The 15,441-nt window shown below is 72.5% G+C and carries 12 protein-coding genes; 5 read left to right on the plus strand and 7 right to left on the minus strand.

Annotated elements, in window-relative coordinates; translation table 11 throughout:
• Nucleotides 1–27: 27 nt before the first annotated feature.
• On the minus strand, nt 28–405 hold the full coding sequence (locus tag ACIBM5_RS24465; protein WP_391587801.1) for an RNA-binding S4 domain-containing protein: 378 nt from the start codon (nt 403–405) through the stop codon (nt 28–30).
• A gap of 207 nt (nt 406–612) precedes the next feature.
• On the opposite strand from ACIBM5_RS24465, the gene ACIBM5_RS24470 reads away from it, so the two are divergent.
• From ACIBM5_RS24470 to ACIBM5_RS24480, 3 genes are all read left to right on the plus strand, one after another.
• Nucleotides 613–3,387 carry a DUF6493 family protein gene (locus tag ACIBM5_RS24470; RefSeq protein ID WP_396008761.1) on the plus strand — a complete coding sequence of 925 codons (2,775 nt, stop codon included), beginning with the start codon at nt 613–615 and terminating at the stop codon, nt 3,385–3,387.
• Between the two features lie 196 nt (nt 3,388–3,583).
• On the plus strand, nt 3,584–4,816 hold the full coding sequence (locus ACIBM5_RS24475) for a serine hydrolase domain-containing protein (RefSeq protein WP_396008762.1): 1,233 nt from the start codon (nt 3,584–3,586) through the stop codon (nt 4,814–4,816).
• A 101-nt stretch (nt 4,817–4,917) separates the two neighbouring features.
• Nucleotides 4,918–6,120 carry a serine hydrolase domain-containing protein gene (locus ACIBM5_RS24480; protein ID WP_396008763.1) on the plus strand — a complete coding sequence of 401 codons (1,203 nt, stop codon included), beginning with the start codon at nt 4,918–4,920 and terminating at the stop codon, nt 6,118–6,120.
• Between the two features lie 25 nt (nt 6,121–6,145).
• Here ACIBM5_RS24480 and ACIBM5_RS24485 read toward each other — a convergent pair whose 3' ends face one another.
• The 5 genes from ACIBM5_RS24485 to ACIBM5_RS24505 form a co-directional block, all read right to left on the minus strand.
• Nucleotides 6,146–6,376, minus strand: a complete 231-nt coding sequence (locus ACIBM5_RS24485; RefSeq protein ID WP_396008764.1) for a phosphopantetheine-binding protein — start codon at nt 6,374–6,376, stop codon at nt 6,146–6,148.
• A 7-nt stretch (nt 6,377–6,383) separates the two neighbouring features.
• Entirely contained in the window at nt 6,384–7,016 is a 633-nt protein-coding gene (locus tag ACIBM5_RS24490) for an isochorismatase family protein (RefSeq protein WP_396008765.1), read from the minus strand.
• Between the two features lie 43 nt (nt 7,017–7,059).
• The gene (locus ACIBM5_RS24495) at nt 7,060–8,805 is read right to left on the minus strand and encodes a (2,3-dihydroxybenzoyl)adenylate synthase (RefSeq protein WP_396008766.1); all 1,746 of its coding nucleotides are present in this window, start codon (nt 8,803–8,805) and stop codon (nt 7,060–7,062) included.
• Nucleotides 8,802–9,989, minus strand: coding sequence for an isochorismate synthase DhbC (dhbC, locus tag ACIBM5_RS24500; protein ID WP_396008767.1), 1,188 nt, complete (start codon nt 9,987–9,989; stop codon nt 8,802–8,804). Before dhbC ends, ACIBM5_RS24495 begins: the two co-directional genes overlap by 4 nt.
• Before the next feature lie 149 nt (nt 9,990–10,138).
• Nucleotides 10,139–10,918 carry a 2,3-dihydro-2,3-dihydroxybenzoate dehydrogenase gene (locus ACIBM5_RS24505; protein WP_396008768.1) on the minus strand — a complete coding sequence of 260 codons (780 nt, stop codon included), beginning with the start codon at nt 10,916–10,918 and terminating at the stop codon, nt 10,139–10,141.
• A gap of 248 nt (nt 10,919–11,166) precedes the next feature.
• Between ACIBM5_RS24505 and fhuB the strand changes: the two genes are divergently transcribed.
• Both fhuB and ACIBM5_RS24515 read left to right on the plus strand, forming a co-directional pair.
• Nucleotides 11,167–13,437, plus strand: a complete 2,271-nt coding sequence (fhuB, locus tag ACIBM5_RS24510) for a Fe(3+)-hydroxamate ABC transporter permease FhuB (RefSeq protein ID WP_396008769.1) — start codon at nt 11,167–11,169, stop codon at nt 13,435–13,437.
• Between the two features lie 253 nt (nt 13,438–13,690).
• Nucleotides 13,691–14,581 carry a SigB/SigF/SigG family RNA polymerase sigma factor gene (locus tag ACIBM5_RS24515; protein WP_396008770.1) on the plus strand — a complete coding sequence of 297 codons (891 nt, stop codon included), beginning with the start codon at nt 13,691–13,693 and terminating at the stop codon, nt 14,579–14,581.
• A gap of 144 nt (nt 14,582–14,725) precedes the next feature.
• Here ACIBM5_RS24515 and ACIBM5_RS24520 read toward each other — a convergent pair whose 3' ends face one another.
• A complete protein-coding gene (locus tag ACIBM5_RS24520) occupies nt 14,726–15,160 on the minus strand; it encodes an SRPBCC family protein (RefSeq protein WP_396008771.1) in 435 nt (144 codons plus the stop codon).
• Between the last annotated feature and the right edge of the window lie 281 nt (nt 15,161–15,441).

Here is a 15,441-nt window from a genome sequence, read left to right on the forward strand (position 1 = left end):
CGGTCCGAGGGCCGGACCCACCATCGCTCAGCGTTCGCGGAACTGCTCCAGCACACGACGGTCGCGCTTGGTCGGACGGCCGGCGCCCCGGTCGCGCCGGGCCACCACGACCGCCTCTTCGCGCGGGGGCGGCGGGGGGCTGTTGTCGATCAGACACTCGGCGGCCACCGGCGGGCCGACCCGCTTGCGGACGATGCGTTTGACCACGACGATCCGCTCGCGGCCGTCCTGGCGCAGCCGTACCTCGTCACCGATCCCGATCGACTGGGCCGGCTTCACCTTGTCGCCGTTGACCCGCACGTGCCCGGCCTTGCACGCCGCGGCGGCCAGCGACCGGGTCTTGGTCAGGCGCACGGACCAAATCCAGCTGTCGACGCGTACGGTCCCCTCGTCTGTCGTTGCCATGGCCCGACTCTAATACCGCACGCGTCGGCTTCGGCCGAAGCTGTGCCGAATGCTGTGCCGGGAGCGGTGCGGGCTGCGGTGCCGGGAGGTTCGCCGGCCGTGGCCGCCGGGGCTCGCCGATGTCGGGACGCGCCGGCACCGTATGCGGGGTCGCGCGACGGCGCGACTGCGAAGTCGGAGCTGTGGGATCGGAGCGGTGGGGACCGGATGACCGAGTGGGCGACGCTACACAAGCTGATCGAGGCCCAGGACCCGCGCGAGGTCGGCGCGGCGATGCACGGACTCGACACCGCCGGCCGCAGGGCCCTGGTCGATCCGCTCGTCGCCTACGAACGAAACGCGCGTCGCGACAGCACCCTGTGGCGGCGTGGTCCGGCGTTGGCCGTGGCGGGCGCGGCGGTACTGCCGGGCGCCGCGCCGTTGGCCGCCTGGCTGGCACGCCACCGGTTGCGCATGTGGTCGGACGACATCACCGACGAGGTCGGGGCCGAACTGGTGATGACCGCACTGCGGGATCGGGCGCCGACCTGGTTGCCGAACCTGATGTCCCGGCTGGCCGAGCGCTTGCCCGTCCGGGACTTCGATCGGGCCCGATTCCTGCTGGTCCGGGCGCTGGCGGCGGAGACCGGCTCGGCCCCGCCGCCGAGCGACGGGTACGTGCTGACCTGGCTGGACGAACCTCGCGCCGCCCGGCTGTTGTCGGTGGATTCCACGTTCGGCGGTTCGCGGTCCGCGGGTTCGACATCGGGATCCACGTCGATGGGTTTGTTGTCGATGGGTTCCGTGTCCGTGGGTTCGGCGACATCGCGATCCACGGTGGCGGGAACGACGTTGCCGGCTGCGATGTTCCCCTCCGACCGTGCGGAGTGTGGCGCGTTGTTGCTGCGTCTGTTCGAGGTTCCGGGTGTGGGTTCGTTCTTCGACGCATCGCACTGGTGGCCGGAAGCGTTCCCGGCCCTGATCGCCGAGGGGCACGTCGATCGCGCGGACGTGGTGGCCGCGTGCGTGACCCGACTCGGCAGTCCCGGTCGGACCAGCGAACTGGCCGGCTACCTGCGCGTATTCACCGCCCTCGACCTCACTGCGAACGAAATCGGCACGCATGCGCAGGAGTTGGTGGCCGTGACCACGATGGCGCCGGGCCGGGTGGCGAATGCCGCCCTGGCGGCGCTGATCCGGGCCGATCGGGCGGGGTCGCTGCCGCCGGAGATCGCCCTGAGCGCCGTCGAGGCGGCCTGTACCCGGACCGAGAAGAAACTCGTCCGCACCGCGCTCGGTTGGCTGGACACGCTGACCGCGCGCGACCCGGCGGCACGCGCGGGCGCGGCGCTGTCGGTGCTCGCCGTCGCGTTCGGCCGGCAGGCCGCGGACCTCCAGCAACGAGCCGTCTCCTCGGCGCTTCGCTGGATCGACCACGCGGACCCGCGGGCTCGGGCCGACCTCCTCGCCGCCGCCCGGCAGTTGCCCGCCGACCAACGGGCCGAGCTGGGCGCCGACGACGGTTCCGCCGCGCCGGTGCCGCTCCCGATGCCGGCGTACGTTCCCGAGGAGATGCCGGCGCCCATCGTGGACGCGGCCGAGTTGGCGGTCGAGATCGCGGTGCTGCGCCGGCAGTCCCGGGAGGAACTCGATCCGGTCGGGGTCGAGCGGGTACTCGCCGCGCTCGTCGCACTCGGCGCCGTGGACCGGTCGGGAGTGCGGGCCGCGCTTGCGCCGCTCTTCGCCCGGGACGCGTACCTGCCGACCGAGCTTCCCGCGGGTTCGATCGACGACCCCTATCGGCGACTGCACCACGCGGACGAACTGATGCTGGTGGTCGCGGCCGCCCAGGCACCCGCGCGAGGCGCATTCGGCGCCCCCTACCCGGGCACCGACCCGACACCCGGCGACCGGCACTGGCGGGCCCTGCTGCGCCGGCCCGAGTCGACGCCGCTGCACGAGGTCTACGCCCGCCGGCTGCGGGCGATCGCGGTCGGCGTGGCCCATGCACCCCGTCCCGCCCTGCTCTCCACCCCCACCGGCGCGAACGGCCTGATCGACCCGGCCGTGCTGGTCGACCGGCTGCGTCGGGCGGCGGCCGAGGGCTGGCAGCCGTGGCCGTTCGACCTGGAGCACGCGCTGCGTCGCCTGCCGATCGCTGCGGAGCCGGAACTCGCGGCACAGGCACGCGCGTTGGGCACCGCCGAGGGCGACCGGGCGGCGCTGCGACTGGCCGCCGGGCATCTACCGTCGGCCGACCCGACCCGCGCCGTGCGCCGCAGCACCGATCGTGGTCGGTTCGGCCACCGGATCGCCGAGCCGATGACCGCGACGCTGGCCGTGGTCCCCACCGGCAGCCGGCTCGGCCTGGACACGCCCGAGGACTGGCTTGTGGACGGTTACGACGGGGACCGCAGCGGGCGCTGGGCAGCCTGCCTGCCGTCCTTCCTGCCCAACGATCGGGACCTGATCGCCGCGCACCTGGTGCCGCAGTTCGCCCACCGCGCCCGGGTCGGCCGGGGCGACGGACGCCTGCTGCCGATGCTCGCCATCGCGGACGGACCGTTCGGGGCCGGCCTGGCCCTCGCCCTGGCGCACGGCCTCAACGCCCGCGATCGCACCGACCGTACGCACGCCACGGACGCCCTGGCCATCCTCGCCGCACGCGGCCAACTGGACGGCGCCTTCCTGGGCGACCTGATCGGCCGGTCCACCGCCGCCGGCGAACTCGCCCCGACCCGAATCGTCCCGAGCCTGCGCGAACTCGCCGACGCGGGCGCCCCGAAACCGGTATGGGACCTCCTCCGGGCCGCCCTCCCCCACACCCTGGCCGCCACCCCACCACCCACCCGGCACGCCGACCTGCTCGAACTGGCCGTCCACGTGGCCGACATCACCGCCGCCCGAGGCCCCATCCCCGGCCTTCCCGAAGCCGCCGGCCCCGGCTCCTCCCGTTCCCGCACCGAGGCCCGCCGCCTACTCCACATCCTGACCGGCCCCTGACCTCGATCCCCCACCCGCCGGAATCACCGCACCACCCCAAACCGTTCGACCCGGCGCCCGGCCGTGCGCCGGTTCGGTTTGCCACACCCTTCACGCACCGGGTCGCACCACCGTGGTTTCGGGTGCCCACACGGTAGTTGGCCATGATTGTCTCGCGGGATGGTGGTGCGGTATCGGTGAACCCTGAGGAGTCGTCGTGTCCGCACACGTGGTCCATGTCCCCGGCAGCCCGTTCCTGCTGAGCCGCCGTCGGTGTTGTGCGCTGGCCGTCGCGCTCGCCGGATCGGCGGTTGCGGCGGCTGCGCCGGCGGCCGCGGCCGAGCAGCGGACGCCCGCCCGAGAGCGATTGCGCGGCGAGGCGGAGCGGTTGCTTCGGGACGGTGGTTACGTGAACGCCGCGATCCTGGCGCGGGACGGGCGCGAGTACACCGAGGGACACGCGGGGCCGGCCGATCTGCGCACCGGGCGGCCCGTACCGCGTGACGGGCAACTGCGGATCGGGAGTGCGACCAAGACGTTCGTGGCCACCGTTGTCCTGCAACTGGTCGCCGAGGGGCGGTTGGCGCTCACCGACCCGGTGGACAAATGGTTGCCCGGGGTGGTCGCCGGCAACGGGAACGACGGTCGCCGGGTGACGGTGCGGCACCTGCTCCAGCACACCAGCGGCCTGCACAACTACAGCAACGAACTGCCGGACACCGCGGCGGGCTTCGAGCAGACGCGGCTGCGCAGCACCCGTGCGGAGGAACTGGTCGCCGGCGCGATGCGGTTCGCGCCGAGCTTCCCGCCCGCCGATCCGGCGGATCCGACGCCGAACTGGGAGTACTCGAACACCAACTACGTGCTCGCCGGGATGATCGTCCGACGGGTCACCGGTCGCTCCTGGGCGGACGAGGTACACAGCCGCGTGGTCCGCCCGCTCGGCCTGGCCGACACCTACGCACCCGGCGACGACCCGACGCTGCGCGCGCCGTATGCCCACTCCTACCACCGCTTCGCGGACCGGGACGCCTGGGTGGACACGACCATCCGCAACATGACCTGGGGCGATGCCGCCGGCGAGATGATCAGCACGCACGCCGACCTGGACCGCTTCTTCACCGCGCTGCTGCGGGGCCGGCTGTTGCCGCCCGCCCAACTCGCCCGGATGTGCGACACCGTGCCGATGCCGGCCGACTTCGAGCAGGTCATGCCCGGAGTGCGCTACGGGCTCGGACTGATGCGCCAGCCGCTGCCCGGCGGCGGATTCCGCTGGGGGCACGGCGGAGACATCGAGGGCACGAAGATCCGGATGGGGGTCACCGAGGACGGCCGGCGCGGCGCCGTGATCGTGGTCAACGGCACCTACGCGGACGACGAGCACGAACTGTCCTCCGAGGTGTCCGTGCAGCGGCTGACCGACCGACTGCTCGCCCCCGCGGCGCCCTGAGACCACGTCCGCACCGCCGCCGCAGCACGTCACCACCGATGCCGAACCACGTCACCACCGCCGTCGAACCACCTCGGCGCCGCCCGACAGGAAGGCAATCCGTGCCGAACTTACCCACCCCGACATCGCGTTCCGGGCTCCGCGCCGCATGTCTCCTCGCCGTCGGCGTCGTGCTCGCCGGCACCACGGCGGCCGCGCCGAACACGCCTTCCGACCCGCCCGCGTCCCGTCTCCAACGCGACACCGACGCGATCCATGCCGCCGGTGCGATCGGCGTCACCGTGCGCTACACCGCACCGGGCACGGTCCGCACCACCCGCAGCGGCGAAGCCGAATCGCACAGCGGCCGACCGCTGCCCCGGGACGGCTACTACCGGATCGGCAGCACCACCAAGACGTTCGTGGCCACCGTCACCCTGCAACTGGTGGCCGAGGGGCGGCTGCGGCTGGACGAGCCGATCGAGACCTGGCTGCCGGGGGTGGTGCGCGGCAACGGCAACGACGGTCGCCGGATCTCCCTGCGGCAGTTGCTCCAGCACACCAGCGGCATCCCGGGTTACACCGCGATCCCGGCCGCCGTCCCGGGTCTGTACTCCGCGCGCGGCTACCGGGAGAACCGTTTCCGGCACTATTCGCCCGACGAACTGGTCTCCGCCGCGCTGACGTTGCCGAGTCGGTTCGAGCCGGGCACCGCGTGGGCCTACTCGAACACCAACTACGTGCTCGTGGGCATGATCGTCGAGCGGGTGACCGGCCGGTCGTGGGGGGACGAGGTGCGCGACCGGATCCTGCGACCGCTCGGCCTGCACGACACCCGCGTCCCGGGCGACGATCCGTATCTTCCTCGTCCGCACGCGCAGGCCGAGCACACGTTCGCCGGTGACGACCGACCCACCGACACGACGGTGCTCAACCACACCGTGGCCGACGCGGCGGGCGCGATGTACGGCACGCCCGGCGACATCGACCGGTTCTTCGTCGCGCTGCTCTCCGGTCGGCTGCTCGGCCCCGCCGAACTCGCCGAGATGCAGCACACCCGTGCGATCCCCGACGAGCCCGGGCGCGGTTACGGCCTGGGCCTGGAGAGCACCGAGTCGAGCTGCGGCGGGCGCTACTGGCACCACGGTGGCGACGATCTGGGCTTCTCCAGCGAGAACGGCGTCACGGCCGACGGTCGGCGCGCCGTCCTGGTGGTGAAGAACGGCGTCGACGAGAACGACGAGGCGGGCGGCGCGCGGGTGGACGCGGCGACCCGGGCACTGATCGACCACGCCCTGTGCGCGCCGGATCCGACTCGTCCGTGAACGCCCGGGCCCGGCCGCCGACCGACTACCCCTTGGGCGACAGGAGTTCGGCCCACCCCTCCAGGGTGGGCCGTTCCGCGAGGTCGGCGAAGTCCACGGTGACGCCGTGCTCGCGCGTCCAACGTTCCACCAGGGCCATCACCCGCACCGAGTCGAGGCCGTAGTCGACCAGGTTCTCGTCGTCGGGGATGTCCGCCGGATCCTCGCCGAGGATGTCGGCGACGTCGGTGCGAATGATGTCCAGGGTCAGGGCCATGTCAGGTCTACTTCCCACGGAACAGCGACTCGGTGTCGGTGACCACCGCGCAGTTCGCGGCGGCCCATTGCAGCGCCATCCGGTGGTTGTCCGAGGTGAAGTCGGCCACCGCGTCCGCCACCACGAATGCCTGGATGTCCTGCATCCAGGCGTCACACGCGGTGGTCATCACGCCGATGTGCGCGTACACCCCGACGATCACCAGCTGGTCGCGACCGAGTTCGCGCATCCACTCGCGCAGCTCGGTGCGGACGAAGGCGCTGTACTTCCACTTGGTCAGCACGGTGTCGGCCGGGCCGGGTGCGACGGCCGGTGCGATCGCCGCCGCGTGCGGGTCGTCCGGGAGTCCGGGTCCCCAGAAATCCTGTTGCAGGCCGCGTTGTTCGGCCGTCTGGCCGCCGGGCTGCGCGGAGTAGACCACCGGCACGCCGAGTCGGTCGCAGTCGTCCTTGAGCCGGGCGACGTTGGCCAGCAATTCGGTGACCGGTGAGGCGTCCGGTGCGAATGCGGACAGGAAGTAGTTCTGCAGGTCGTGGACGAGCAGCACGGCACGGGCCGGGTCGACGACCCAGTCGACCCGGTTGCCCGGCAGCTCGGCCGGGTCCGGCATCGGGTACGGAGCGATGTTCGGCAGTGCCATGACGGCCTTTCAGGAGAGGATGAAACAGGGTGAATCGCCCGAATCAGTGCGTCGTACCGCCCGGTTCGGCGGAATTTGCCGGCCCCGGGGAGTCGACGAACCCCGCGGAGTCGACCGCCCCCGGGGTGTCCGCCACCCCGGGGGAATCGCCGGGTCCCGCGGCCCCGGCCAGTCCGGCCGCGATCGCCGCGCGCAGGTCCTTCTTGCTCACCTTGCCGACGCCCGTATACGGGAACGTCTCGACGAACTCGACATGGTCGGGCACCTTGTAGCCCGCCAGACCGCGTTCGCGCACGAAGCGGCGGATCGCCACCGGCTTGAGCGGCGCGGCCCCGGTGCGCAGGATCACGTAGGCGCAGGTGCGTTCGCCCAGGTAGGCGTCCGGTACCGCGACCACGGCCGCGTCGTGCACGGACGGGTGGGCGAGGATGTGGTTCTCCACCTCTTCGGCCGCGACCTTCTCACCGCCGCGGTTGATCTGGTCCTTGGCCCGGCCCTCGACCACCAGGTGGCCCGAGGGAAGCCGGCGCACCACATCCCCGGTGCGGTAGAAACCGTCCTCGGTGAAGGATCTCGCGTTGTGCTCGGGCGCGTTCCAGTAGCCGCGAATCGTGTACGGCCCGCGGGTGAGCAGGTGACCGGTCGCGCCCTCGGGCAGTTCCGTGTCGGCGTCGTCGACGATCCGGATCTCGTCGTCCGGCGAGATCGGTCGGCCCTGTGAGGTGACGATCAGCTCGTTCGGGTCGTCCAGCCGGGTGTAGTTGACCAGACCCTCGGCCATGCCGAAGACCTGCTGGAGCGTGCAGCCGATCGTGGGGGTGACCCGTCGGGCCGCCTCCTCGCTGAACTTCGCGCCGCCGACCAGCAGTACGCGCAGGCTGCTCAGGTCGAAGCCACCGCGCTCGGCTGCCTCGGTCCAGGCCAGCGCGAGCGGCGGGACCACCCCGGTGATGGTCACCCCTTCCCGCTCGATCAGGGCGAACGCCACGTCCGGGGTGGGCCTGGGGCACAACACCACGCGGGCGCCCGCGTACAGCGCGCCGAGCGTGCCGGGCGAGCTGAGCGGGAAGTTGTGTGCGGCGGGCAGGGCGCACAGGTACACGCTGTCCGCGTCCACCGCGCAGATCTCGTTGGAGCCGCGCAGCGAGTAGATGTAGTCGTCGTGCGTGCGCGGGATCAGCTTGGGCACGCCGGTGCTGCCGCCGGACAGTTGCAGGAAGGCGAGTTCGTCCGGTCCGGGTGGGTCGGTGAGCTCCACGGGGTCGCGCTCGATGTCGGCCAGCGCGGTGTGTTCGCCGGGGTCGCCGACCACCAGGACGTGCTTCAGTGCGGGCAGGTCGGCACGCACCCTGCTCGCGAGCGCCCGGTGGTCGAAGCCCTCGGACACGTCGGGAATCACATAGGCGACCGCCTCGGTGAACGCGCAGAAGTAGGCGATCTCGGTCTCGCGGTGTGCGGGCAACGCGAAGACCGGCAGTGCGCCGATCCGAAACAGCGCGAAGACCACGGCGAAGAACTCGGCCACGTTGGGCAGTTGCACCACCACCCGGTCGCCTTTGCCGATCCCGCGGGCGAGCAGCCCGGCGGCGAGTCGGTCGGCCCGCTCGTCCAGGTCCGCGTAGCTCCAGCGGCGGTCGCCGTCCACGATGGCGATCCGGTCCGGGTGTGCGCCGGCGCGCTCGCGCAACATGCCGCCGAACGTCTCGCCGCGCCAGTACCCGGCGGCCCGGTAGCGCTCGGCGAACTCGGCGGGCCAGGTGGGTGCGGGCACGGGGATCGGGGCGCTCACGAGCGGCCTGCCACGGCGTGCAGGAAGGTACGGAACTTGGCCTCGGTCTCGGCGATCTCCGCCTCCGGCGAGGAGGCCGCCACGATGCCGGCGCCGGCGTACAGCCGCAGGGTGTCCGCGTCCGCCTCGGCGCAGCGGATGGTGACGACCCATTCGCCGTCGCCGTCCGCGTCGCCCCAGCCGACCATGCCGGTGTACAGGCCGCGGTCGAACGGCTCCAGGTCGGCGATGGTGCGCCGGGCGGTCGCGGTCGGGGTGCCGCACACGGCCGGGGTCGGATGCAGGGCGCAGGCCAACTCCAGGGCGGAGGCCGGGTCCTGGGCCGGCAGCGTGCCGGTGACGGTGGTGGACAGGTGCCACATCGCGGCGGTGCAGACCAGGGTCGGCCGTTCGGGCACCTCCAGCGTCTCGCACAACGGTGCGAGCGCGGCGCGCACCGCGGCCACCACGACGGCGTGTTCGTGCAGGTCCTTCTCGGATTCCAGCAGGCCGGTCGCGCGGCGCACGTCCTCGGCCAGGTCGGTGCTGCGCTTGGCGGAGCCGGCCAGCGGGTTGGCCAGCACGTTTCGGCCGGAGCGGGAGACCAGCAGTTCGGGACTGGCGCCGATCAGCGTGCTGCCGGCGCGTACTCCGGGCACCGCGAAGGTGTAGCCCTGCGGGTCGCGGCGAGCGAGTCGCTGCAACAGCACGGGTATGTCCGGCGGTTCGGCGGAGCGCAGTTCCAGGGTGCGGGCCAGCACCACCTTGTCCAGCGTGCCGGCGCGCATCCGCCGGACCGCCTCGGTCACGCCCGCTCCGTATGCCTCGGGCGCCGGCACGGGTCGGATGTCCCATGCGGTTGCGGCCGGTTCGGGCGCGGCCAGCGCGATCAGCGGGTCGGCGGACAGCGGCGGTCCCCAGCCGGCCGCCTCCGGGACCACCAGCGCGGCGCGCTCGCGCTGATCGAACGGAACGGCACCGAGCACGATCGGGCCGCGCCCGCCGACCGGGCTCGCCGCAGCCAGGGTCTGCGCCACCCGGGTGGTCAACGGCCGCTCGTCGTGCCCGATTTCGGCCTGCACCCCGTGTGCGAGCAGGGTGCGGGTGGGTGAGGCGAAGAAGCGCGCGCTGCCGGGTCGATACGCGTCGAGCAGCGCGGTCGCCGCGCCCACTGTGGCGAGGCCGGTGGCTTCTGGGGTGGTCACCTGAGGCTCCTTTGATTCTCCGGCGGGGTGCTGCGGAGGCGTGCGGTGGCTCGTTCGAAGAGCCGGGTCGAACCGGTGCGGGTGCGGGGGTGTCCGCCGAGCCGGGCGGGACGGTGTGGGTCGGGCCCGGCGCAGGTGCCGAGGGTCCGTCACACGTGCAGCGTCGCGCCGCCGTCGACGTACATGTTGTGCATGGTGATCTGCCGGGCCCGATCCGAGGCGAGGAAGACGACCGCCTCGGCGATGTCGGCCGGGTCGGCGATCCGGCCCAGCGGGATCCCGGTGCGGTAGCTGGCGAGGTCGCCGTCGAGGACCCGCCGCGGCGCGTCCGCGTCGGTCCACAGGGCGCGTTGCATGGGGGTGTCGGTGGAGCCGGGCGAGACCACGTTGCAGCGCACGCCGCTGCGCGCGAGTTCCAGGCCCAGACACATCGTGAACATGGTCGCGGCGGCCTTGGACGCCGCGTACGCCGCCATCCCGGTGCGCGGGACGCCGGCCGCGTTGGAGCCGACCGTGACGATGCTGCCCGCACCGCGTGCGGCCATCGGGCCGGCCACCGCGCGGCTGGTGTGGAAGACCCCGGTGCTGTTGACCGCGAACGTGTCCGCCCAGGCCCGGTCGGTGAGTTCGCTCACCGGCGAGGTGTGCAGCACGCCCGCGACGTTGACCAGGATGGCGATCGGCCCCAGGTGTCGCTCGATCGCGGCCACGGTGGCGGTGACCGCCGGGCCGTCGGTGACGTCGAGCGGGTAGGCGACCACCGCGTCCGTGCCGTGGTCGGCCGTCGACTTCTTGACGCCGACCGGGTCGCGGTCGGTGGCGGCGACGGTCGCGCCGTGGTCGACGAGGGCCCGGACGACGGCGGCACCGATGCCCTGGGCGGCGCCGGTGACCACCGCAACGCGGCCGGCGAGGTCTGATGGGTGCACGAAAATCCCCTCGGCAAACACGACTCCGGGGTCGGAGTTTAGGTGAGCCTAACCTAACTTCGCATGTTCGGTCGATGGTGGCCGGGGACATCCTCGAATCACCCGAACCTCGACAAGTGGCCGGATTTCTCCCGGGGATGCATCCCTCGCGGCGCAGGCTCGGAAGAGGTGCAAGGCGCCGCCGGTCCGCAGGACGACCCCTTCCGGGCACCTCGAAGAGCCCTCGATGCTTAGGTTAGCCTCACCTTATGACTGTGCATCAGCCGATTCTGCGAAACTCGGCGGATCCTCCGAGCGATCCCGCCGACGCGACGCCCGAGCCGCCCTCGGACGAACGCCCCGACGCCCTGTCGAGGAACCCGCACGGCCGGCGCACGGTGCTCTTCTCCGGGATCGCACTGATCGCCACGGTGTCGGTGCTGGCCGGCGTCTCGCTCTCGGTGGGCGCCGGAGAGGTCGGCTTCGGCGGCGCGTTCGACTACCTCTTCGACCGGGGCGGCGCGCGCTCGGACACCCACCTGACCCTGGTCATCCGCGACCTGCGGCTCCCCCGCACACTGACCGCACTGCTCGCCGGCGCCGCGCTGGGTATGGCCGGATGCCTGCTCCAGACGGTCACCCGCAACCCGCTGGCCGAGACCGGCCTGCTCGGCGTCAACGCCGGCGCCTCGCTCGGCGTCGTACTCGGCATCACCCTGGTCGGTGTGCAGACCGGATACGGCTACCTGCTCTGGGCGTTCGCGGGCTCGGCCGTCGCCGGACTGCTCGTGCTGCTGATCTCCGGGCAGCGCGGCGGCGGTTCGCCGATGCGGCTGGTCCTGGCGGGCGCCGCGCTGAGCGCGACGTTCGGCGGCATCACCAACGTACTGATCGTCAACTCGGCCGAGGCGTACGACACTTTCCGCTTCTGGGTGCTCGGCTCACTGGCCGGCATCCAGGGCTACGAGGCGCTCGGCAGCCTGGCCCCGGTGCTCGCGGTCGGCTTCGCCATCGCGCTGCTGACCTCCCGCTCGTTGTCCGCCCTGGTGCTCGGCGACGACCTCGCCCGCAGCCTCGGCCACCGCCCCGCGGCGACCCGGGTCCTGGTCGCCCTGGCGGTCACCCTGCTCACCGCGTCCTCGGTCGCCCTGGTCGGCCCGATCTCCTTCCTCGGCCTGCTCGCCGGCTTCCTCGCCCGCACCCTGGTCGGCCCGCGGATCCCGGCCCAACTGTGCTTCGCGGCCCTGATCGGCGCGGCCGTACTGACCGCCGCCGACGTCGCGGCGCGGGTGGTCTCCCGGCCGTTCGAGGCGCCGGTGTCGGTGATCGTCGCGCTGATCGGCGCACCGCTGCTGATCGGCGTGGTCCGCTCCCGACGACTGGGCGCGCTGGGCCTGACCGATCCGGCCACAGCCGAACCGGCCGGCCGCACCGGCGGTCGGCGCTCGCCACTGCGGCGGCTGGGCCCGGCCGTGGCCGCCCGACTGCCGCGCCGGCTGCGCACGCTGCCCGAACACCTGGTGCTGCGTCGCGGCGCCCTGTCCCTGCTGCTGCCCAGCCGGGCCGTGCTGACCACGGTCGTGCTCGCCGTCGCCCTGCTCGGCGCGATCGTGTTGTCCGTGTACTCCGGTCAACGCGAACTGGGCCTGGTCCGCACGTTCAACGCGGTCTTCGGCCACGGCGACCACTTCGACGTGCTGCTGGTCCGCGAGTTCCGGCTCGGTCGCATCATCGCCGGCGTGGCGGCGGGCGCGGCGCTGGGCGTCGCGGGCTGCCTGACCCAGACCCTGGCCCGAAATCGGCTGGCCACCCCGGAGTTGCTGGGCGTCAACGACGGCGCGACCGCGGCCGTGCTGATCTCCGTCACGTTCAGTGCGAGCGGCAGCTTCGGCGCGTGGTGGGCCGGGCCGATCGGCGCGATGGTCGCCGTCCTGGTGGTCACCGCGGTCGCCGGCGGCCTGGGCCAACGCGGCTACCGGGTCCTGGTGGTGGGGCTCGCGCTGTCCGCACTGGCCTCGGCGATCACCCAGGTGGTGCTGTCCCGACGCTCGCTCAACTCGGCGAGCGCGCTGTACGTGTGGAGCTCGGGCAGCCTGAACGGGCGCGGTTACGACGTGGCCGGGCCGGTACTGATCGGGTTGGCCGTACTGGTCCCGCTCGCGCTCGTGCTCGGCCGCAAACTGGACGTGCTGCGCTTCGACGACTCCACCGCCGCCTCGCTGGGCGTGGATCCGGCCCGGATCCGGCTGGTCTGCCTGATCGCGGCGGTGTGTCTGGCCGGACTGGCGGTCGGGATCTGCGGGCCGGTGGGCTTCGTCGCGCTGGCCGCCCCGGTGATCGCCGGCCGGTTGGCCGGGCCGCTGCGGGTGCCGATCCTGGGCTCGATGCTGGTCGGCGCGATCCTGATCGTGCTGGCCGACATGCTCGGCCGCATCCTGCTGGACGGCGCCGAGATTCCGGTGGGCGTGGTCGGTACGGTGCTCGGCGGGCCGTTCCTGCTGTGGGTGCTGCTGGGGCGATCGAGCGCGACGCGCGCGTAGGATCAGGCCCGGCGGCGGCTGCGCGGACCACCTGCGCCCGCTCCGTGCCTGCGTCCCGCCGGACGCGGGTCTGCCCGAAGCCCGGCCTGCCTGTTCTGTCCGTCTTTGCCCGACTCTGCCCCGCTCGGATGCGCCCGGACATGCCCGGGCGACAAGAAATTACGCCGAACGGGTGTACTCCGAAACGGGCGGGGCACTATGCCCGGGCACCGAACACCACGCACCGGGTACGACCAAGAGGGGGAAGCCGACCATGAACCCGAGCGCCACGACCGCTTCCACTGCCGCCGCGGAGGCCGTTTACGCCGCTCCTCCCGTCGCGCCGTCGGCGGCCGAACCGCCGGTGGTCGACCTGCCGGTCGTCGAAGACATGTCGGAGGTCACCGCGAGCGACGCGCGAGCGATGTCCAAGGTGCTCTTCGACCGGCTGAAGGTGTTGGAGGAAGGCACGCACGAGTACCAGTACGTGCGCAACACGCTGATCGAACTGAACATCCCTCTGGTTCGGTTCGTGGCCGCCCGCTATCGCTCGCGGCACGAATCCACCGAGGAGATGGTCCAGGTCGGCACGATCGGCCTGATCAAGGCGATCGACCGGTTCGACTCGTCGTTCGGGACCGAGTTCCCCACCTTCGCGATACCCACCATCTCGGGCGAGATCAAGCGCTTCTTCCGCGACACCAGCTGGGCCGTCCACGTCCCGCGCCGACTTCAGGAACTGCGCCTGGAACTGGCCCGCGCCCGGGACGCGTTCACGTGCGAGTTCGACCGTGAGCCGACGCCCGCCGAGTTGGCCGAGCGACTCGGTCTCAGCGTCGAGGAGGTCACCGAGGGGCTGACCGCCGCCGCCGGATACTCGGCCGCCTCGCTGGACGCGCCGGCCGGGGACGACGGCCCCGCCGAGAGCTACGCCGTACGGTCCTCCTTCGTCGATCCCGGCTTCGAGATCGCGGAGAATCTGCACGTGCTCAAGCCGCTGCTGGCGGCGCTGCCGCAACGCGACCGGGACATCGTGTCGATGCGGTTCGGCGAGGAACTGACCCAGGCCCAGATCGGGGAACGCCTCGGCATCTCCCAGATGCACGTGTCCCGCCTGCTCAACCGCATCCTGACCCGGCTGCGCGCGGAACTGTTGGCCGACTGACCGGCCGGCGCCGCGGGCCCGGGGACACGGGCTCGCGGCGCGCACCGGGAAACCGGCGGGCCCGCGACCCGCGTCCGACCCCGCCGGCCCGACCCGGCGGGCCCAACCGCCTGCCGACCCGTTGTCCGTCCGGCCCGAGGCCGGTCAGCCGCGGGGTGCCGGCAGCGCCGCCGCGCGGTTCAGGAGTGCGGCCATGGCCTCCGGGAAGTCGACCGTGATGGCCGGGCCCAGCTCGGGACCCACCTCGTCCGCCGCCGCGCCGGTGATCTCCAGCCGGTGCGCCACCCGGGCGCCACCGCCGGGCAGCCGGGTCAGGGTGTGGCCGAAACGCAGCCGTACGCCGCCGAACTCGGTCTCGTCGACGTAGCGCGCGTGCTCCTCGATCTCCACGATTCGCAACCGGATCGGATCCTGACCGGTGGGCGTCATCGAGACGTGCGATCCGACCTCGAACGGGCCCTCCAGCGAGACCGCCTCCAACGAGGTGTCCCACTGTGCCCAGTTGTCGAGGTCCGCGAGGACGGCCCAGATCGCCTCGACGCCGACTTCGGTCTCGACCGTGTGCTCGTGAGTCCACATGATGCGCCTGCTCCCGGTTCGTTCGGTTTCGCCGTGCACTGTTCGTTCGCTGTTCGACCGCGACGTCCGCCGGGACGTCCGCGAACACGTCCATCGATTTACACTATGCGGAGACTATCTCCGCAGCGATTATCCGGCAAGGAGCCCGGATCGGCGGCTTCCGGCGCGGTGGCGCGGGGAACAGGGTCGAACCCCGCTTCGTTGTTCGAGCGGCGTCGCGTGGCGCCCGGCGCGCCAGACGTCGACGACGACACGGGTGTGCACGCGCCCGCGGAAGTGGA

This window comes from Embleya sp. NPDC050493 (genome assembly GCF_044458105.1).
Lineage (GTDB): Bacteria > Actinomycetota > Actinomycetes > Streptomycetales > Streptomycetaceae > Embleya.

Coding starts and splice junctions, on each gene's coding strand:
- ACIBM5_RS24465 (WP_391587801.1), bottom strand. CDS start 405: ATGGCAACGACAGACGAGGGGACCGTACGCGTCGACAGCTGGATTTGG.
- ACIBM5_RS24470 (WP_396008761.1), top strand. CDS start 613: ATGACCGAGTGGGCGACGCTACACAAGCTGATCGAGGCCCAGGACCCG.
- ACIBM5_RS24515 (WP_396008770.1), top strand. CDS start 13,691: ATGAACCCGAGCGCCACGACCGCTTCCACTGCCGCCGCGGAGGCCGTT.
- fhuB (WP_396008769.1), top strand. CDS start 11,167: ATGACTGTGCATCAGCCGATTCTGCGAAACTCGGCGGATCCTCCGAGC.
- ACIBM5_RS24490 (WP_396008765.1), bottom strand. CDS start 7,016: ATGGCACTGCCGAACATCGCTCCGTACCCGATGCCGGACCCGGCCGAG.
- ACIBM5_RS24520 (WP_396008771.1), bottom strand. CDS start 15,160: ATGTGGACTCACGAGCACACGGTCGAGACCGAAGTCGGCGTCGAGGCG.
- ACIBM5_RS24485 (WP_396008764.1), bottom strand. CDS start 6,376: ATGGCCCTGACCCTGGACATCATTCGCACCGACGTCGCCGACATCCTC.